The organism is Rhodoplanes tepidamans (assembly GCF_030813915.1).
In the GTDB taxonomy this organism is placed as follows: Bacteria; Pseudomonadota; Alphaproteobacteria; order Rhizobiales; family Xanthobacteraceae; genus Rhodoplanes; species Rhodoplanes tepidamans.
Map to the genome: position 1 here is coordinate 43,490 of NZ_JAUSUJ010000026.1, position 19,626 is coordinate 63,115.

Here is a 19,626-nt window from a genome sequence, read left to right on the forward strand (position 1 = left end):
GTCAAGCCGCGCTCACTTGCCCAGCGCCTTCGACACGAAGGTCGCGTCCCAGGCGCCGTCGATCTGGCCGGAGACGTCCTTCTGGATCACGCCGAGATCCGCGAAGGCCTTGGCCTGCCGCTTGATCTGGTCCGGCGAGATGACCTCGCCCAGCGTGATGATCCTGGACGCCTTCGCGGCGATGTCGGGCTGCATGCCGGACAGCTTCGCATAGGCCTCGGCGAACTTCGCCGGGTCCTTCTTGAGCTGCTCCTGGGCGGCCAGATAGGCCCAGACGAAGCGCTCGACGGCGTCGCGCTTCTTGGTCGCCGCGGTCTTCGACGCCATGATCATGCCGAGCTCGGCGCCGACCGCCTTGGATGACGAGTATTCGAGGTTCTTGGCGAAGAAGCCGTAGCCCTCCATCACCGGGATGGATTCGAACGGCTCCCAGGTGACGATGCCGTCGACCTCGCCCTTCTTCAGCGCCTGGTCGAAATTGGCGCCGCCGCCCTGGATGTTGACGGCCTGGAAGCTCGTATAGGGCACGCCCTTCTCGACCAGCGTCGCGGCGAACTGGAACCAGACCGCCGAGCCGGGCGCGATGGCGATCTTCTTGCCCTTCAGGTCGTTCCAGGAGTCGAGCGTCACGCCCTTGCGGCCGATCACGTATTTGGGCGAGGAGCCGACCCCCATGAGGCCGACCACGTCGGTCGAGCCCTGGGCCAGCGAGATGGCGAGATCGGCGGGGCCGACCGAGGCGACGTCGAGCGAGCCGGCGAGCAGCGCCGTGCGGGCGTCGGCGTAGCGGGCGAACTCGACGAGCTCCAGCTCGACGCCGAGGCGCTTGAGCGTGTCGCCGATCATCAGCATCGGCGCGAGATGGCCGACCTTCTGGTAGCCGACCGTGAGCTTCACGGGCGCGGCGAGCGGCTTCGGCTCCGGCCCGGCGGCGGCCGCCGGCGCGGCGGCGACGAGCGGCGAGGTGATCGCCAGCGCGGCGACGGCGATGAAGGCGAGGACTCTACGGCGCATCGGCATCCTCCTGGTCGGACGGGGGTGGGCATGCTGCGTCAGGTCGAAGTCGGCTCGTTCTCGCTCCGGTCATTCCGGGGCGCACGCGCGAGCGTGCGAACCCGGAATCCAGCGACGGGCTCGTGCCGTGGGCTGGATTCCGGGTTCGCGGACCTGCGGTCCGCGCCCCGGAATGACCGGGTGAGGTTCCTCATCAGATCACCCGCTCCTTGCGGAGCGCCTCGATCTCGTCGCCGCCGAGGCCGAGCTCGGCGAGGATCTCGTCGTTGTGGGCGCCGGCGGCGGGCAGCAGCGACGCCACCGCGGCCGGGGTGCGGGTCATCTCGATCGGCTGGCCGACCAGTTGCAGGGTGCCGCGCTCGGCGTCCTCCACCGGCACCGCCATGCCGAGATGCTGCACCTGCGGGTCGGCGAACACCTCGTCGATCCGGTAGATCGGCCCGGCCGGCACGTGCGCCTCCTCCAGCGCGGTGAGCCATGCCTGCGAGGTCCTGCGGGCGAACACGGCGGCGAGCCGATCCTTCAACGCGTCGCGGTTGCGCAGGCGGTTCTCCTGGCAGTCGTAGTCGGGGTGGGTGGCGAGCGCCGGCTCGCCGATCGCTTCGCAAAAAGCGCGCCACTGGCCCTGGCCGCCGACCCCGATGTTGATCCAGCCGTCGGCGGTGCGCACCACGCCCATCGGGGTCGTGTAGGGATGGTCGTTGCCGGCCTGCTGCGGCACCTCGCCGTCGATCAGGTACTTGGCGGCCTGGAAGTCCATCATGGCGATCTGCGCCTGCAGCAGCGACGAGCGCACCCACTGGCCCTCGCCGGAGCGGGCGCGCTCCTGCAGCGCCACCAGGATGCCGATCGCCGCGTAGAGGCCGGCGGAGGAGTCGGCGACGGCGATGCCGGCCCGCACCGGGCCCTGGCCGGGCAGGCCCGTCACCCACATCAGGCCGCCCATGCCCTGCGCGATCTGATCGAATCCGGGGCGGTGCCGGTACGGCCCGTCCTGGCCGAAGCCGGAGATCGAGGCGAGGATGATGCGCGGGTTGACGGCCTTGAGGTCCTCGTAGGCGATGCCGAGCCGCGCCTTCACGTCGGGGCGGAAGTTCTCCACCACCACGTCGGCGGCCGCCACCATGCGCTTGAACACCGCGAGGCCCTTCGGCGACTTCAGGTTCAGGGTCACCGAGCGCTTGTTGCGATGCAGGTTCTGCATGTCGGCGCCGTTGCGGGCGCCGCTCATGCCCTCGTTGGGATCGACGCCGGCCGGCGCCTCGATCTTGATCACGTCGGCGCCGAAGTCGGCGAACACGCGGCAGCAGGTCGGGCCGGCCCGCACCCGGGTGAGATCGAGGATGCGCAGGCCGGCGAGCGCCGGCGCGGGGGACGTGGTCATGCGGCCCATCCTGTGGTGATCGTGTCGGCCACGGCGCGCGGCACCCGGCCGTGCCACCCGGTCCGCGCCTGGACGGCGCGGCCGAGCGCCAGAAGCTGCGCCTCGGCGCCGGGCCGGCCGACGAGCTGGAGGCCGACCGGCAGGCCGGCCGGGTCGAAGCCCGCCGGCAGCGCCAGCGCCGGCAGGCCGAGATGGTTGACGAAGCGGGTGAAGCGGCTGAGCGCATAGAGGCGCTTCGGGTCGAAGGCGGGGTCGCCCGGCGTCACCCCGGCGACGCGCGGCGTGGCGATCGGCATCACGGGCAGGATCGCCACGTCGGCTCCGCCCAGCATGGCGGCGAGGAACGCCTCGCGCAGCGGCGCGCGGGCGGCGCGCGAGTCGGCGAGCGCCCGGTCGTCGATCGCGAGGCCCTTGGCGAGGCGCCTGCGCAGCACCGGCTCGGTGCCGGGGTCGTCGATCAGCGCCGCGTGGGTGCGGGCCGCCTCCGCCTGCATCAGGGCGAGGACGTGCCGGTCGGCCGTCTCGGGGAAGCCGGGCCGGGAGGTCACCGCGACGGCCAGCGCCGCGATCGCGTCGATCGCCTCCTCGCAGGCGCGGGCGACGGCGGGCTCGCTCTCGTCGAGGGCGTCGTCGAGTACCACGGCACGGCGCGGCAGCGCGGCGGCCTCGGGCGCCGTGCCGGACAGCACCGGCCAGACACGGCTGAGATCGGCGGCGCTGCGGGCGAGCACGCCGACCGTGTCGAGGCTCGGGGCGAGCGGCATCACGCCGTCGAGCGGCAGCGTGCCGTGCGTGGGCTTCAGCGCCGTGACGCCGCAGCACGCCGCCGGGATGCGCACCGAGCCGCCGGTGTCGGAGCCGAGCGCGACGTCGCAGCAGCCGGCCGCCACCAGCGCGGCCGAGCCGCTCGACGAGCCGCCGACGATGCGGTCGAAATCCCAGGGGTTCAGGACGCGCCCGCGGGACGCGTTGTGGCCGGAGGGCTCGTAGGCGAGCTCGGTCATCTCGGCGGTCGCCACCAGCACGGCGCCGGCGGCGTCGAGCCGGCGCAGCACGGCGGCGCGCGGCGCGAGCCCGGTGCACGGCGTCGCGCGGCCCCAGCTCGGCGCGTGCACGCCGGTCGCGATCATGTCCTTGGCGGCGACCGTGAGGCCGGCGAGCGGGCCGTCGACGGCGGGTGCGGCCGGCATCGCGGCGACCACGGCGCCGAGCCGGCGGCCGAGCGTGGCGATCGCCTCGTGGGCGAGCGCCGGGCCGGCGCGGCGCTGCGCCTCGTCGCGGGACTCCCAGTCGGCGAACCTCCGGGTCGTCCCCATCGTCACCTCAATAGGATCGCGGGAGGCCGAGCACGTGCTCTCCCACATAGGCGAGGATCAGGTTCGATGAGATCGGCGCCACCTGATAGAGCCGGGTCTCGCGGAATTTTCGCTCGACGTCGTACTCGGCCGCGAAGCCGAAGCCGCCATGCGTCTGCAGGCAGGCATTGGCCGCCTCCCACGAGGCGTCGGCGGCGAGCAGCTTCGCCATGTTGGCCTCGGCGCCGCACGGCTGTCCGGCGTCGTGAAGCGCCGCCGCCTTGAACCGCATCAGGCTCGCGGCCTCGACATGGATATGCGCCTGGGCGATGGGGAACTGGATGCCCTGGTTCTGGCCGATCGGCCGGCCGAACACGACGCGGTCGCGCCCGTAGCCGACCGCCTTGTCGACGAACCAGTGGCCGTCGCCGATGCATTCGGCGGCGATCAGGGTGCGCTCGGCGTTGAGGCCTTCGAGGATGTAGCGGAAGCCCTCGCCCTCCTGGCCGATCAGGTTCTCGGCCGGGATCTCGAGCGCGTCGAAGAACACCTCGTTGGTCTCGTGATTGACCATGTTGCGGATCGGCCGCACCGTCATGCCGGCCTTCGTCGCCTCGGCGACGTCGACCAGGAACACCGAGAGGCCGTGCGACTTCTTCTTCACCTGGTCGAGCGGCGTGGTGCGGGCCAGCAGGATCATCAGGTCGGAGTGCTGCAGCCGCGACGTCCACACCTTCTGGCCGTTGACGACGTACCGGTCGCCCTGCTTCACCGCCGTGGTCTTGAGCTTCGTCGTGTCGGAGCCGGTGGTCGGCTCGGTGACGGCCATCGACTGCATGCGGATCTCGCCCGAGGCGATGCGCGGCAGGATGCGGCTCTTCTGCTCGGCCGAGCCGGCGCGCAGCAGCGTCGACATGTTGTACATCTGGCCGTGGCAGGCGCCCGAGTTGCCGCCCGCCCGGTTGATCTCCTCCAGGATGATCGACGCCTCGGTGACGCCGAGGCCGGAGCCGCCGTATTCCTGCGGGATCAGCGCGGCGAGCCAGCCGGCCTTGGTCAGCGCGTCGACGAACGCTTCCGGATAGGCGGCGGTCTCGTCGAGCCTGCGCCAGTACTCGGCCGGGAAGTCGGCGCACAGCGCCCGCACGGCCTCGCGGATGTCCTGGTGATCGGTGGTCGACGGCAGAGTCAGCGGCATCGATCGTCCTCGTGTCCAGACGGTAACGGGGCGGCACGGGTGTTTGGAATCAGAAATCGGCCGAGGCTGGTTTCGCGGAATTCGAAATGGGCGGCAAGGCGGGCGCCGGCTTCACCTCTCCCCGGCGGGCAGAGGGGCCCGGTGCCCGCGGCTGGTCCGAAGCAGGAGACCGACCGCCCCGGAGGCGAGCCGGCTCTACGGTGCGCCTCGCAGTATGACCGTGACGCGCGATCACCGCCCCGCCGGTACCTTGCGCGCTGCGCTGCGCCCGAGCGGCCTGGGGCGCTTCGGGATGGTCGCGGGTTTGTCCGTCAGGAAATCGATCAGCCGCCGGGCCGGCGGCGCGGGCTCTTCGGCGGCGAGGACGCAGATGGCGTATTCGCGCGCCGCCCACGGCTCGGCGAGGCGGACGAGCCGCAGCCCCATGGCGTCGGCGAGCGGCTGCACGGCCTTCTCGGGCAGGATGCCGATGCCGAGGCCCTCGGAGATCATCAGGCACATCACTTCGAAGCTGCGCACCTGCACCCGCGTCTTCATGACGCGGCCGAGCTCGCGGGCCCGGAAGGACAGCAGCCGGTGCACGGCGGTGCCGCTTTCGAGCGCGACCAGATCCTCGTCGAGGATGTCGGCGAAGGCGAGCGCCTTGCGGCCGGCGAGCGGGTGGTCGCCGGGCAGCGCCACGGCGAGCTGGTCGCCCTCGTAGGGGGTGACGGCGAGGCCGTCGACCTCGCCGCTCTTCACGATGACGCCGAGATCGGCCTGCTTGTGCAGCACCGCGTCGATGGTCGATTCGCTCGGCCGCTCCTCCAGGTCGAGCTTGATCTGCGGATTGGCGGCGACGAAGCGCGAGAGGTCGTGGGCGAGGCGATGCACCAGCACCGAGCTCGACGCGCACACCCGGACGTAGCCGCGCACGCCGAGCCGGTGCTCCTCCAGGTTCACCTGCAGCTTCTCGCCGAGGCGGAGCACGTCGCGGGCGTAGTTCATCATCGTGATGCCGGCGGCGGTCGGCTCGATGCCGTGCGGCCGGCGGACGATGAGCCGGGTGCCGACCTCGTGCTCCAGCAGGCCGACGCGGCGGCTCGCCGCGGACAGCGCGATGTTGAGCCGCTCCGACGCCTTGCTCATGCTGCGCAGCTCGCAGGCGGTGAGGAAGATGCGGAGCGTCTGGAGATCGTGGGAGAGCAGGGCGCGCATGCGGGTCGGGGCTCGGGGGCACGCCGGAGAGCGGCGCGCCCCGGCACCATAGCACGCGGGCCCGAGCGGCGGGGAGGCGGTGACCTCGTCTCCGCCGCACGTCGTTCATCGAGCCGGGCTACGCTCCCGGAGCCAACGCACAGCGGCGCACGCCGTTGCGGAACGCCCGCGGCGTCGAGCCGAGATGCTGCAGGAAGAAACGGGTGAAGTGGCTCGGGGCGGAGAAGCCGAGCCGCGCGGCGATGGCGTGGATCGGCATCGTCGACGTCCCCAGCATCTCGATCGCCGCCTCGATGCACAGCGCGTTGGCGTAGACCCGGGGGCTCACGCCCGTGCAGGCGCGGAACAGCTCGAAGAAGCGCGAGCGCGACAGGCCGGCGAGCGCCGCGCCGGCGTCGATGTCGAGCGCCATGCCGGGATTGTCCCGCATGTGCAGGATGGCGCGCCTGATTCGATAGTCGCTCGGCCGCGGGTCGGCGCGATGTCCCTCGCCGAGATCGGCCGCGCCGTAGCAGGTCACCACGGCCCGGAACAGCAGGTCGCAGGCGCGGTCGAGCGCGTCGTCGTCCACGGCATCGTCCCGCATCAGGGCCAGCACCCGGTCGGCTTCCGCCTGCACGGCCGGCACGAGCGGCGCCCGCGGGGTGGAGAACACCCGGCGGCGGCCCGCCGCGATCGCCGCCTGAACGGAGCGCTCGAACCAGTAGGGGGCGATGTAGAGGGCGAGGAGCTGGGCCGTCGCTCCGTCGGCCAGAGGCAGCCCGGCATGGACGGCCCAGGGGTCGATCAGCACGGCAGAGCCGGCATCGAGAAGCTGCTCACGGCCCTCCACCCGGAAGATCGCGTCCGCCCCCGACACCTTGATCAGGGCGTGCGCCTGGGCGTGGGCGTGCTCGGCGATGGTCGGCGTGCGCTCCAGAAGCGCGACCCGGCCGAACCGGCCGACGAAGACCCGAACCTCGCCCGTCATCGCGAACCTCCACGGACCGGGAGGGTAGGGATCGTCAAATCGGACCACAAGGTAATTTTCCGGCCCGTCAGGTAACGACAGCGCGGCGGACCGGCGGCATGCTCCCGACAGGCTTCACGGTTCGGAGGGGTCGGCCCATGCCCGACGCGTCTGCTCGCTATCTCGACCCGGCCCTGCTGATCGTCGACATGCAGAACGACTTCGTGCGGGTCGGCGCGCCGCTCGAAGTGCCGGACGCCCGCGCGACCCTGCCCAGCCACGCCCGGCTGATCGCGGCGTTCCGGGCCAAGGGGCTGCCGGTCGTCTACACCAAGTTCCTGTCGACCGAGGAGCCTTCGCTGCTGTGGACCTGGTCGCCGCAATGCGCGCCGCCCGTCTGCCTGTGCCGCCGTGGCGTGTCTCGCGTGTACGGCGACGCCGCGGGCCCGCTCGACTGCACCGACGTGGTGACCGAGATCCATCCCCAGCCCGACGATCTCGTCGTCGAGAAATACGGCTACAGCGGCTTCCACGGCACCTCGCTGTCGGGCCGGTTGCGCCAGAAGGGCGTGCGCTCGCTGGTGGTCACCGGCACGGTGACGCAGATCTGCGTCGAGGATACGGCCCGCGGGGCGTTTCATCACGGCTTCCGCACCACAATGGTCGAGGACGCCGTGTCGTCCTTCGCGCCCGAGCTGCACGCCGCCGCGCTTAAGAACTTCGCCATGAAGTTCGGCTGGGTGGACAGCTCCGCCTCGGTCGTCGCGGCGCTCGGAGCGTGACCATGATGGCCGCCAGCGTGACCCGACGGGCCGTGGCGGGGCCGCCGATCCTGTGGGTCGCGGCCCTGCTGCTCGCGCTCGCCGCGGCGCTGCTGCCCGGCTTTTTCTCTCCCGACAACCTCGCCAATGTGGCGCGGCAGTCGGCCGTGCTGGCGCTGCTGGCGATCGGACAGACCTTCGTGGTCGTCGCCGGCCTGATGGATCTCTCGGTCGGCATGCTGGCGACGCTGGTGTTGGTGCTGGCCGCCGACCTGATGGACGGCCGAGCGGAGGCGACGCTCGCGGCGGTCGGACTCGCCGTCGCGCTCGGCGCCGGGATCGGGGCACTCACCGGCGTGCTCAATAATGCCCTGCGCATCAACTCGCTGATCCTGACGCTCGGGATGCTCACCATCCTGCAGGGCGTCACCTTCATCTACACGGACCAGAGCCTGGGCGCGCCGTCGCCGGCGATCACCTGGCTCGCCAACGGCGAGCTGTTCGGCCTGCCGCCGTCGTTCCTGCTGGTGCTGGTCGCGACCGGACTCGCTCATGTGGCGCTCCATCACACGCGCTTCGGCGTGCATCTCGCCGCCGTGGGCGGCGCCGTGCAGAGCGCCCGCCAGGCCGGCATCGCGGTCGACCACGTCGTGCTCGTCGCCTTCGTGATCAGCGGCCTGTCGGCCGGCCTCGCGGGCCTGCTGCTGCTCGGCCGGCTCGGCACCGGCTACCCGAACGCCGGCGTCGGGCTGGAGCTCGACGCCATCGTGGCGGTGGTGCTGGGCGGCACCGCGCTCGCCGGCGGCCGCGGCAGCGTCGTCGCCAGCGTCGCCGCCGCGGTGGTGCTCGGGATGGTCAGCAACATGCTCAACCTGCTGGAGGTCTCCTCGTTCCTGCAGATGGTGATCAAGGGCGGCGTGGTGATCGTCGTCATCCTGATCGGCCAGATCCGTCCGGAGGTCGCGCGATGAGCCGGCCCGACGAGATGGCGGCCGCGGCCCTGCCGCAGGCGGCGGTGCCGCAGCCGCGGCGTGCCCGCCGCATCCCGGAGATGCTGGCGATCTGGCTGGTCCTGGTCGCGCTGCTGGTGCTTGCCGGAGTCCTGTCCGATGCGTTCCTGCGGCCCGTCTATCTCGGCAACATCGTGCGTCAGGCGGCGCCGATCGGCATCGCCGCGGTCGGCGTCACGCTGGTGATGATCCTGGGCGGCGTCGATCTCTCGATCGGCGCCACCATCTCGCTCGGCGCCGTCGTCTGCGCCGCCGTCATGGCGGGCGAGCCCGCCAACATTGCACCGGCGGTGGTGCTCGCCTGCTTGGCCGGTGCCGCGGTCGGCACCCTCAACGGCGCCCTGATCGCCTTCACGGGCGTGTCGCCGTTCATTCTCACGCTCGGCACCGCGATCACGCTCTACGGGGTCACCCAGCTCATCACCGGCGGCACTGCCCACGGCATCGTCGCGCCCGGATTCCGCGAGGCCTTCAACATCCGGATCGGCGGCGTCCTGCCGGTGCTCGGCCTCGCCTTCGTGGGGGTGGCCGGCCTCGGCCTGGCGGTGCAGCGGCTCACCACGTTCGGCCGCCGGCTCTACCTGATCGGCAGCAATCCGGCGACGGCGCGCCTCGCCGGCCTGCCGGTGCGGCGCACCGTGCTGATCGCCTACGCGCTCTCGGGCCTGTTCGGCGGGCTCGGCGGCCTCGCGCTGCTGGCCCGCTCGGGCGTCTCGGGGTCGCTCGCGGCGAGCGGCTACGAGTTCGACGTGCTCGCCGCCGTGGTGCTGGGCGGCACCACCTTCGAAGGCGGACGCGGCGGGATCGGCGGCACGGTCGCCGGCGTGCTGATCCTGTTCGTCGCCTTCAATCTCGTGAACGTCGTCGGCCTCCCCTACCACGCCCAGCTGGTGGTCAAGGGCGCCGTCATCATCGCGGCCTCGGCACTCTATCGGCGGATGCGCGAGGCCCGCCAGGCTTGAACCGGAGAAAGGGTGACGACATGCGATACGCACGCGTGATCATGCTGTCGGCCGTCGTGGCGGTCGGTCTGTCGGTGATCGGGCCGGCGACGGCGCAGACCAAGCGCGAGGAGCTGGTCGCCCAGGCGGCCGAGAAGGTCGACACGGCGCGGTTCAAGAAGCCGGGACCCTACACGATCGGCGTCTCGGCCGGCTATCTCACCAATTCGTGGGTCGTCTACGCCCTCGCCCACATCAAGTACGAGGCCTCGCTGCATCCCGAGATCAAGGAGGTCGTCGTCACCGATGCCGGCTTCAAGCCGGCCAAGCAGGTCGCCGACATCGAGGACCTGATCAACAAGAAGGTCGACCTGATCATCTACTGGCCGGTCGACAACAAGGCGATCGCCGGCGCCTTGCAGAAGGCGATCGACGCCGGCATCCCGGCCGTCAACACGGGTGGCGGCTTCTACTACAGCCCGAGCACCACCTCGAACGCGTATATCGGCCAGTGGGACCTCGGAGAGAAGACGGCCAGGCAACTGTTCAAGGACATGGGCGGCAAGGGCAAGATCATCGCCATGCTGCCGATCGCCGGGCATTCGGCGACCGTCGACCAGAAGGCGGCACTCGACGCCGTCATGAAGGAGTTCCCGGGCATCGAGCTGCTCTCGGCCGAGCACGGCAACTGGAACCGGGCTCGCTCCAAGCAGATCACCGAGAACCTGCTGCAGCGGTTCCCGCGGATCGACGGGGTGTTCTCGCCGTCCGGGCAGATGTCCGCCGGCCTCGCCGAGGCGTTCGAGGAGGCTGGCCGGCTGAACGAGGTCGTGATGTCGCCGGCCGACGAGTACAATGGCTGGCTCAAATGGGTCGACAAGAACCAGAAGGGCGGCATCATCACGTTTCCGACCAAGGTCGGCCGCGACGCCGTCCAGCTCGGGCTCGAGATCCTGAAGGGGCAGCCGGTCGAGCGCGGTCGCCAGGTCCCCTCGGTCGTCATCCCGGCCTCGGAGGTCGGCAAGTACGTGCGGCGGGACGCCTCGGACGACACCTGGGCGAACGAGCTGCCGGCCAGCTGGCAGCCGAAGTAGCGGCGGCGGACGAGGACACGGAGCGCGCCGGCGATGGCTCTTCTCGAGACCGAGGGACTGTCGAAATCCTTCGCCGGCGTGCCGGTCCTCTCCGGCGTCGACTTCGCCGCCGAGGCCGGCGAGGTCCATGCCCTGGTCGGCGCCAACGGCGCCGGCAAGTCGACCTTTCTCAACATCGTGTCGGGCTCGCTCGCGCCGAGCGCGGGCGTGATCCGGCTCGCCGGGGCCGCGGTGCGCTTCGCGACGCCGCAGCAGGCCCACCGGGCCGGCGTCAGTATCGTGCACCAGGAGTTCTCGCTGGCGCCGCTGCTCGACGTCGCCACCAACGTCTTTCTCGGCCGCGAGCCGCGCACCCGGCTCGGCCTGGTCGACCGGGCCCGCATGCGGCACGACGCGGCGGCGCTCCTCGACACCCACGGGTTCCGGCTCGACCCGGATGCGCCGGTCGCCGGCCTCAGCGTCGCCGAGCAGCAGCTCGTCGAGATCGCCCGCGCGCTGTCGTTCGAGGCGCAGGTGCTGATCCTCGACGAGCCGACCGCCGCCCTGTCGCCGCCCGAGCAGCAGCGGCTGTTCGCCGTGATCGAGCGCCTGAAGGCCGTGGGCGTCGCGATCCTCTACGTGTCGCACCGGCTCGACGAGGTCTTCCGCATCGCCGACCGGGTGACGGTCCTGCGCAATGGGATCCGCGTGGCGACGCGTCGCGTCGCCGACCTCGACCATGCCGGGCTGGTGAGTCTGATGCTCGGCGAGGCGGCGGCCGCGGCGGCGCCGCCGCCTCGCGCGACGCCCGGGTCGGTCCGGCTGGCCGCGACCTACCGGGCCGGCGAGGCGACGAGCAGCATCGTCGTGCGGGCCGGCGAGATCGTCGGGCTCGCCGGCTTCGTCGGCGCCGGGCGCACCCATCTGGCCCGGGCGCTGGCCGGCCGTGCGCGGTCGAACGAGATCGAGATGACGATCGACGGCAAGGCCGTCGACCGGCGCAGCGCCGGCGCAGCGCTGCGTCACGGCGTCGTCTACGTCACCGAGGATCGCAAGCGCGACGGCCTGTTCGTGCCGCTCGGCGTGCTCGCCAACACCACGGCCGGCGCGCTCGACCGCGTGTCGCGCTTCGGCCTGCTGCAGGCAGGCCGTGAGCAGAAGCTCGGCGGCGACATGCTGGCGCGGCTGCGCCTCGCGGCGCCGAGCCTCGCCGCGCCCGTGAACCACCTCTCCGGCGGCAACCAGCAGAAGGCGGTGTTCGCCCGGGCCCTGCTGGCCGAGCCACGGGTGCTGATCTGCGACGAGCCGACCCGCGGCGTCGATGTCGGCGCAAAGGCGCAGATCCACGACCTGCTGGTCGAGCTCGCCGGCCGCGGGCTCGCCGTTCTGGTGGTCTCCTCGGAATTTGCCGAGCTCCTCGCCGTCGCCGATCGCATCCTGGTGATGCGCGATCGTGCCGTGGTCGCCGCGTTCGCGCGCGGCACCGTCGACGAGCCGACGCTGTTCCGTGCGGCGAGCGGCGATCCCGCCGTGCTGGCCGCCGCCCGCCCCGGCCTGCCACCCTAGGGACCCGGCCGCCGCGCCTTGCCGCGTGCCACGGAGCCGCTAACGTGCGCCCGAATCGGCCGCCCCCCCCCCGGAGGGCCGGTGTTCTTCGGATGGTGCCGCGTCTCGATGGTCCCTGCGAGCCGACTCTTGCGCGCTTTCTCGCACGATCTGCGTCGGGCGCTCGACATTCTGCGGACTGCGGGGCTCGTCGCGCTCGCGCAGCGCGCCGGACGTCGGCTGCGCCGGCTCCTGGCGCCGCGCGGCTATGCGGCCTGGATCCGGCGCTACGGCACCGGGCTGCCGGACCCGCGGCTGTCCGCGCCGCGTGCGGACGGGGGCCGGAGCATCGCGGTGCTGCTGCCGGAGCCCGGCGTGCCGGACGACCTCGCCGCCACGCTGCGGGCCCTGCAGGCCCAGACCAGCCCGGCCTGGCGGCTGCGGATCGCCGTCGCCGGGCCCCCGCCGGCCGCCCTGGTGCGGCTCGCCGCGGCCGAGCCGCGGGTCGATCTGGTTCCCGTCGCGCCGCCGGAGCGGGCCGAGGACGCCTGGGCGGCGGCCGCGACCGCGCTCGCCGCCGGCGCCGCCGCGCCGCTCGTCACCGTGCTCGACGCCGGCGACCGGCCGGCCCCCGACATGGTGGCGGCCGCGCAGGCGGCCTTCGCCGACGACCCCGGTCTCGCCCTGGCGTTCGGCGACGAGGACGTGCTGCGGCCCTCCCGGCTGCCCTGGCGCGGGCCCGTGCGGGCCGATCCCTGGTTCAAGCCGGACTGGAACCCGGCCCTGATGCTCGGCTGCGACGCGGTCGGCCGGCCGGCCGTGCACGACCGGGCGACCGTTCTCCGGCTCGGCGGCTTCCGGCCCGGACTGGCCGGCGCCGAGGAGCACGATCTCGCCCTGCGGATCGCCCGGGCGGTGCCGCCGGCGGCGATCCGGCACCTGCCGCGCGTCCTGCTCCACCGGCGCCCGGGCGGCCGGCATCCCGGCGGCTGGCGGATGCCGGAGGGCGGCGCCGCCGCGCGCCGGGCGGTGGCGGAGCACCTCGCCGCCCTCGATGTCGCCGCCACGGTCGAGCCGGGCCCGGTCGGCAACCGGGTGGCGACGGCCTTGCCGCGCCCGGCCCCGCGGGTCAGCGTGCTGGTGGCCACCACGGGGCGGCCGGCGGTGGCGCGGCGCTGCTTCGAGACGCTGCTGAGGGCGACCGACTACGACCCGCTCGAGGTGCTGGTGCTGGTCGCCGAACCGGCGCTCGCCGATCCGGAGCGCGCCTCCTTCCTGAACGGGCTCGCCGCCGATCCGCGGGTGCGGCTCGTCGTCGGTCCCGACCGGCCGTTCAACTACTCGGAGGTCAACAATCACGGCGCCGCGCAGGCGACCGGCGAGTTCCTGTGCTTCCTCAACGACGATACCGAGGCGCTCGGCCCCGGCTGGCTGGCTGCGCTGGCGGCGCGCACGATGCTGCCGGAGGTCGGGGCGGCCGGCGCCATGCTGTACTATCCGGACGGGACCATCCAGCACGCCGGGGTCCTGCTCGGGCTCGGCGGCATCGCCGGCCATGCCGGTCACCGGGTGCCGCGCGGCAGCCCGGGGCCGTTCGGCCGCTTCGCCCTGGACCAGGACGTCGCCGCCGTCACGGCCGCCTGCATGGCGGTGCGGGCCGACGTGTTCCGCGACGTCGGCGGCTTCGACGAGGCGCTGCCGCTCGCCTACAACGACGTCGACCTCTGCCTGCGGATCCGGCGCGCCGGCTGGCGCATCCTGTGGACGCCGGCGGCCGCGCTCGTGCACCACGAATCGGCCTCGCTGGGGCCGCACGACACGGCCCATGCGGCGCGATTCGCCGAGGATGTACGGCTGATGCGGGAACGCTGGGCGGAGGATCTGGCGGCCGACCCGTATTACAATGCGAACCTGTCGCTCGATCGCGCCTGGGCCCTGGCGTTCCCGCCGCGCCCGGCGCGTCCGACCCGAACGCGCTGACGAGGCTGCCGCCCCCGATGTCGATCCGGACGGTTCTCGCCATCCTGGCCGGTGCGGCCCTCGCCTGCGTGTGGGCGGTGGTCTCGTACCCGCTGGTCGATTATGTCGACAACGCGCTCTACTGGCGCCGGGTGCGGAGCGACACCGACGTCGCCGGCGTCGTCGGCCGGCTCGGCAACACGCCGGCCTTCGAGTTCGCCAGGGCGGCCGCCAAGGCCGGCCTCACCCGCTCGGAGGGCCTCAAGGGCATCGTCGACGCGGCCGACGTGCTGCCCGACGGGCGGCTGAAGGTGGCGGGCTGGGCGGTCGACACCCGCAAGGGCAACCGGCCCGTGGACGTGGTCATCGTCGCCCCCAAGGTCGCCGTGTTCGTCGTGCGCACGACGTCCCCGCGCGACGACGTCGCCGACTACCTGCTGTTTCCGGCCGACTACATCAAGGCGGGCTTCGCCGCGACCTTCGACGAGCCGGTCGGCTGCGCCGTCACCCGCGCCGGGGCCTATGTGGTGGTGGTCAACCAGGACCTCCAGTTCGACATCGTCAATCCACAGCTCAAGATCAACGGATGCTGACCCGCCCGGCGGCCCCTTCCGCGCCGGGTCCGACCGTGCCATAGCACTGTCCACCCCCGGTCCCGACCGATCCACCGACGCCGCACCATGCCGTCCCTGCCGATCCATCTGCGCCAGCTCGAGGCCGAATCCATCGGCATCCTGCGCGAGGTCGCGGCCGCCTTCGAGCGGCCCGTGATGCTGTACTCGATCGGCAAGGATTCGAGCGCCATGCTGCATCTCGCGCGCAAGGCATTCTTTCCGGGCCGGCTGCCGTTTCCCTTGTTGCACGTCGACACGACCTGGAAATTTCGCGACATGATCACGTTCCGGGACCGCACCGCGCGCGATCTCGGGCTCGACCTGATCGTGCACGTGAACCAGGAGGGCGTACGCGCCGGCGTCGACCCGTTCCGCTCGGGCTCGGCCGTGCACACGCGGGTGATGAAGACCGAGGCGCTCAAGCAGGCGCTGGAGCAGCACCGCTTCGACGCGGCGATCGGCGGGGCGCGGCGCGACGAGGAGCGCTCGCGCGCCAAGGAGCGGGTGTTCTCGCTGCGGTCGGCGAGCCACGGCTGGGAGCCGCGGCGGCAGCGCCCCGAGCCGTGGCGGCTGTTCAACACCCGCCTCGCGCCGGGCGAATCGATGCGCGTCTTCCCGCTCTCCAACTGGACCGAGCGCGACGTGTGGGAGTACGTGCGGGCCGAGGGCATCCCGGTGGTGCCGCTCTATTTCGCCGCCGAGCGGCCGGTGGTCGAGCGCGACGGCATGCTGCTCGTCGTCGACGACGACCGCTTTCCGCTGCGCCCCGGCGAGGTGCCGCGGATGCGGCGCGTCCGCTTCCGCACGCTCGGCTGCTATCCGCTCACCGGGGCGATCGAATCCGACGCGACGACGCTCGACGCGATCGTCGCCGAGATGCGCGCCGCGACCACGTCGGAGCGGCAGGGGCGGCTGATCGACGCCGACGAGACCGCCTCGATGGAGCGCAAGAAGCGCGAGGGCTACTTCTGATGACGGCGGCCGACCAGGACGCGCCGGCGCGCGGCGCGATCGAGGCGGCCGGGCGCGGCCAGCTCCGCTTTCTCACCTGCGGCTCGGTGGACGACGGCAAGTCGACGCTGATCGGCCGCCTGCTGGTCGATTCCAGGCGGGTGTTCGACGACCAGCTCGCCGCGCTCGAACGCGACTCGCGCCGCTTCGGCACCACCGGCGAGGACGTCGACTACGCGCTGCTGCTCGACGGGCTCGAGGCGGAGCGCGAGCAGGGCATCACCATCGACGTCGCCTGGCGGTTCTTCGCCACGGCGCGGCGCTCCTTCGTGGTGATGGACGCGCCCGGGCACGAGCAGTACACCCGCAACATGGCGACGGCCGCCTCGACGGCCGAGCTCGCCGTGCTGCTGGTCGATGCCCGCAAGGGCCTGCTCGACCAGACCCGCCGGCACGCGGCGATCTGCGCGCTGTTCCGCGTGCGCCACGTGGTGCTCGCGGTCAACAAGATCGATCTGGCCGGCTTCTCGCAGGAGACGTTCGACGCCATCGTCGCCGATTTCGCGGCGTTCGTGCAGCCGTTCGGCTTCGCCTCCCTCACGGCCGTGCCGGTGTCGGCACGGTTCGGCGACAACGTCGTCGCGGCGAGCCCGCGCACGCCGTGGTACGGCGGGCCGGCGCTGCTCGATCTCCTGGAGACGATCGACGTGGAGAGCGATCCGGCCGCCGCGCCGTTCCGCCTGCCGGTGCAGTGGGTGGCGCGGCCGAACGCCGAGTTCCGCGGCTTCGCCGGCACGGTCGCGTCCGGCCGCGTCGCGGTCGGCGACGCCGTCGTGGTGCAGCCCTCGGGCGCCGGCTCGACGGTCGCCCGCATCGTCACGGCCGACGGCGACCGCGACGCCGCCGCGGCGGGCGACGCCGTCACCCTGGTGCTCGCCGACGAGCGCGACGTGTCTCGCGGCGACCTGCTGGCGGCGGCCGACGCGCCGGCCGAGGTGGGCGACCAGATCCAGGCGCATCTCCTGTGGATGGGCGAGCAGCCGCTGCTGCCCGGCCGGGCCTGCCTGATGCGCATCGGCACCCGCTGGGTCGGCGCCACGGTGTCGCAGATCCGCCACCGCATCGACGTGCGCACGCTCGCCCCGCTCGCCGCGCGCCGGCTGGTGCTCAACGAGATCGCGGTGTGCAACCTCTCGGTCGCGGCGCCGATCGCCTTCGATTCCTACGCCGCCGACCGCACCACCGGCGCCTTCGTGCTGGTCGACCGCGAGACCAACGACACCGTGGCGGCCGGCATGATCGACTTCGGCCTGCGCCGCGCCGCCAACCTGCGCTGGGAGCGGCTCGCCGTCGACAAGGCGGCGCGGGCGCGGCTGAAGGGCCAGCGGCCGTGCGTCGTCTGGTTCACCGGCCTCTCCGGCGCCGGCAAGTCGACCATCGCCCGTCTCGTCGAGCAGCGCCTGCACGCCGAGGGGCTGCACACCTACATGCTCGACGGCGACAACGTCCGCCACGGGCTCAACCGCGACCTCGGCTTCACCGACGCCGACCGGGTGGAGAACATCCGCCGCGTCGGCGAGGTGGCGAAGCTGATGGTCGACGCCGGCCTGATCGTGCTGTGCGCCCTGATCTCGCCGTTCCGGGCCGAGCGCCAGGCGGTGCGCGAGCTGCTCGGCGCGGGCGAGTTCGTCGAGGTCTTCGTCGACGCGCCGCTCGACCTGTGCATGGCGCGCGACCCCAAGGGCCTCTACGCCAAGGCGAGGGCCGGCCGGCTCACGAACTTCACCGGCATCGATTCCCCCTACGAGCGCCCCGACGCCCCCGACCTCGTCCTCGACACCGCCGCCGAGAGCGCCGAAGCCCTGGCCGAGCAGGTGGTGGCGCGGGTGCGGGGGGGCTGAGGCGCTGCGGCCGACGTGTCCGGGGGTATTTTTTTACTCCGCTGGTGGCCGAGTAGCCGCAGTTTTGTCTGCTGGAGCAATATATTACCGCGGCCTACTAAAGGTTGCGTAGCCGGTTATGTTAGTAGATCGTAGCCAGATGACTCGAAAAGGCAGTCATACAACCTCTGCGGGCGGCATGGTTGCTTGACTGTCGCAAGCCGTCGTCACCCTACTCCGAATTATACCTGGAGGGGTCGATGCGGGTGACGAGCCTTTCTCTAGCCTGGCCACGCGGCGATCAGGCATCGTTACTCGGCGTTTCGGCCGTTCTGGGTGTTGTCCAGCTTTTGATGTGGGTCGTTCTGGCGAGGCACGTGCCTCTTTCCGGCGACGAGTTCTTCTATCTCTCCGCCTCGAAGCGGGTCCCCGAGCTGCTGGTCGACGCGGCTCGGCTCGATGCTCCGCGCGCATACGCGGCGCTCGCGGCGCTCGTCGGCCCGGGCTGGTTCATGCCCGGGATGGCCGTCGTTCTGGCGCCGGTCAGCCTCGTGACCGATTCGATTCCCGTGCTGCGCCTCTATGTCGGCGTGCTGAACTTCGTACTGCTGTGCGTGCTTCTCCGACTCCTGCGTGATGAGTTCGGAGGACGCGCGCCTCTGGTCTATGCGCTCTGCATTTCGATCGTTCCCTATTACTCGATCTATGCGTTCACGCTGTGGGCCGATCTGGTCGGCACCCACGCCCTGCTCATCATGGTGCTGATGTTCCTGCGCCGCGTTCGAACCGGGACGATCGAGTGGGCCGGCAACGGGCCGGTGTTCCGGTTCGGGCTCATGCTCGGCGCTCTCACCTATCTGCGAGGTTTCTATTGGCTTCTGGCGCCGATGTTCGCCGTGCTGTTGTTCCTCGGCAATATCGGACGTCAGACGATGAGAGAGCGTCTGTCGCGGCTTGCGATTCAGTTTGGTGTCTTCGCTGTAGGGCTGGCGGTCGTGGTCGCCCCATGGACCTTGGCGGTGAGCTCGTTGCATGGGTTCCATCTGACGGTGACCAGCGTGACGGCATCCAGAATCGCATTGCTGGGAAGTCGAAGCTACATCGAACCGATCGACGCGGTGGGCAAGCGGTTCATGCCGGTCGAGAACCACATCCGCGCACGCGCCAAGGAAACCGGGCTCAGCTATGGTGATCAGGCCCGGATCGAGCGTGATTCGGCACTGTCTGATCTCACGTTTCGGAGCTATGCCGAGGCGGTCGCCCCGAACGTCGGGCGCTTCTTTCTGAACAGCGAGCAGTTTCTCACTCGTTTCGCGACGATATCGGCTTCCAGCGACCGCTGGCCGGGTCCCGAGTGGCGATCGCTTCTCTTCAGCTCGATGATGAGCATCAATCACTGGGGATGGCGAAGCCTGCTGCTGGTGGGAATCGCGCTGATGCTCGTTCCCGTCGCGCCTGCAGCGCTCAATCTGTATCTCTCGGTGGCCTTCAAGTACGTGGGGCTGCTTTTTGCCGTCGGCCCGTTCGTCGTTCTCGGTCATGGACGACACTACGTCGGATTCGTTCCGGTCATCGCCGTTGCAGTCGCCTGTGCGACGGCCTCGCGTGGATCCCTGCTGTGGTCGCGGCCTCCGAGAGCTTTCGACGATTGGCTTATTCTGGTCGGACAGGTCCTGGCCGCTGCGATCGCGAGCGGCATGTTGTTCGGTCCAATCGCCTTCGCGCCGTGATGCGGCCCGAGAACGGATTGGCCGGGCGGAGTGCGGCGCGATGATCGAAAATGGAACTTGCTCCGCGAGATCGCGAACGTGCCGGGGCGACGGCCGACCCGGCCGCGCCGGGCCGCTCCGTACGC

At 71.6% G+C, this 19,626-nt stretch carries 16 protein-coding genes; 10 read left to right on the plus strand and 6 right to left on the minus strand.

Translation table 11 applies throughout. The features are described from left to right. Window positions 1-12: 12 nt before the first annotated feature. The 6 genes from J2S22_RS24965 to J2S22_RS24990 form a co-directional block, all read right to left on the minus strand. Window positions 13-1,014 carry an ABC transporter substrate-binding protein gene (locus J2S22_RS24965; protein WP_272778272.1) on the minus strand — a complete coding sequence of 334 codons (1,002 nt, stop codon included), beginning with the start codon at window positions 1,012-1,014 and terminating at the stop codon, window positions 13-15. 193 nt (window positions 1,015-1,207) lie between these two features. Next, window positions 1,208-2,398, minus strand: a complete 1,191-nt coding sequence (locus tag J2S22_RS24970) for a CaiB/BaiF CoA transferase family protein (RefSeq protein WP_272778271.1) — start codon at window positions 2,396-2,398, stop codon at window positions 1,208-1,210. Beyond that, on the minus strand, window positions 2,395-3,714 hold the full coding sequence (locus J2S22_RS24975; RefSeq protein WP_272778270.1) for an amidase: 1,320 nt from the start codon (window positions 3,712-3,714) through the stop codon (window positions 2,395-2,397). The genes J2S22_RS24970 and J2S22_RS24975 overlap by 4 nt, the downstream gene beginning before the upstream one ends. Window positions 3,715-3,721: 7 nt before the next feature. Beyond that, a complete protein-coding gene (locus J2S22_RS24980; protein ID WP_272778269.1) occupies window positions 3,722-4,891 on the minus strand; it encodes an acyl-CoA dehydrogenase family protein in 1,170 nt (389 codons plus the stop codon). A 231-nt stretch (window positions 4,892-5,122) separates the two neighbouring features. Beyond that, on the minus strand, window positions 5,123-6,088 hold the full coding sequence (locus J2S22_RS24985; protein WP_272778268.1) for a LysR family transcriptional regulator: 966 nt from the start codon (window positions 6,086-6,088) through the stop codon (window positions 5,123-5,125). A 118-nt stretch (window positions 6,089-6,206) separates the two neighbouring features. Continuing rightward, on the minus strand, window positions 6,207-7,058 hold the full coding sequence (locus J2S22_RS24990) for a helix-turn-helix domain-containing protein (RefSeq protein WP_272778267.1): 852 nt from the start codon (window positions 7,056-7,058) through the stop codon (window positions 6,207-6,209). 137 nt (window positions 7,059-7,195) lie between these two features. Here J2S22_RS24990 and J2S22_RS24995 point away from each other — a divergent pair, with 137 nt between their 5' ends. The 10 genes from J2S22_RS24995 (at window position 7,196) to J2S22_RS25040 (ending at window position 19,501) form a co-directional block, all read left to right on the plus strand. Then, on the plus strand, window positions 7,196-7,819 hold the full coding sequence (locus tag J2S22_RS24995) for a cysteine hydrolase family protein (protein ID WP_272778266.1): 624 nt from the start codon (window positions 7,196-7,198) through the stop codon (window positions 7,817-7,819). A 2-nt stretch (window positions 7,820-7,821) separates the two neighbouring features. After that, complete coding sequence (locus J2S22_RS25000) at window positions 7,822-8,769, plus strand: ABC transporter permease (protein WP_272778265.1); 948 nt, start codon at window positions 7,822-7,824, stop codon at window positions 8,767-8,769. Beyond that, on the plus strand, window positions 8,766-9,770 hold the full coding sequence (locus J2S22_RS25005) for an ABC transporter permease (protein WP_272778264.1): 1,005 nt from the start codon (window positions 8,766-8,768) through the stop codon (window positions 9,768-9,770). Before J2S22_RS25000 ends, J2S22_RS25005 begins: the two co-directional genes overlap by 4 nt. A 20-nt stretch (window positions 9,771-9,790) precedes the next feature. Further along, entirely contained in the window at window positions 9,791-10,843 is a 1,053-nt protein-coding gene (locus J2S22_RS25010) for a substrate-binding domain-containing protein (RefSeq protein WP_272778263.1), read from the plus strand. A 33-nt stretch (window positions 10,844-10,876) separates the two neighbouring features. Further along, window positions 10,877-12,388: a sugar ABC transporter ATP-binding protein gene (locus J2S22_RS25015; RefSeq protein WP_272840638.1), complete on the plus strand. Its 1,512-nt coding sequence runs from the start codon at window positions 10,877-10,879 to the stop codon at window positions 12,386-12,388. A gap of 129 nt (window positions 12,389-12,517) precedes the next feature. Then, complete coding sequence (locus J2S22_RS25020) at window positions 12,518-14,347, plus strand: glycosyltransferase family 2 protein (protein ID WP_272778261.1); 1,830 nt, start codon at window positions 12,518-12,520, stop codon at window positions 14,345-14,347. 17 nt (window positions 14,348-14,364) lie between these two features. After that, on the plus strand, window positions 14,365-14,919 hold the full coding sequence (locus J2S22_RS25025; protein ID WP_272778260.1) for a hypothetical protein: 555 nt from the start codon (window positions 14,365-14,367) through the stop codon (window positions 14,917-14,919). Between the two features lie 87 nt (window positions 14,920-15,006). Beyond that, the gene (cysD, locus tag J2S22_RS25030) at window positions 15,007-15,912 is read left to right on the plus strand and encodes a sulfate adenylyltransferase subunit CysD (protein ID WP_272778259.1); all 906 of its coding nucleotides are present in this window, start codon (window positions 15,007-15,009) and stop codon (window positions 15,910-15,912) included. Further along, window positions 15,912-17,792 (plus strand): sulfate adenylyltransferase subunit CysN, encoded by a 1,881-nt coding sequence (gene cysN, locus J2S22_RS25035; protein WP_272778258.1) that lies wholly within the window; start codon window positions 15,912-15,914, stop codon window positions 17,790-17,792. The genes cysD and cysN overlap by 1 nt, the downstream gene beginning before the upstream one ends. Window positions 17,793-18,031: 239 nt before the next feature. Continuing rightward, window positions 18,032-19,501, plus strand: a complete 1,470-nt coding sequence (locus J2S22_RS25040) for a hypothetical protein (protein WP_272778257.1) — start codon at window positions 18,032-18,034, stop codon at window positions 19,499-19,501. Window positions 19,502-19,626 lie beyond the last annotated feature (125 nt).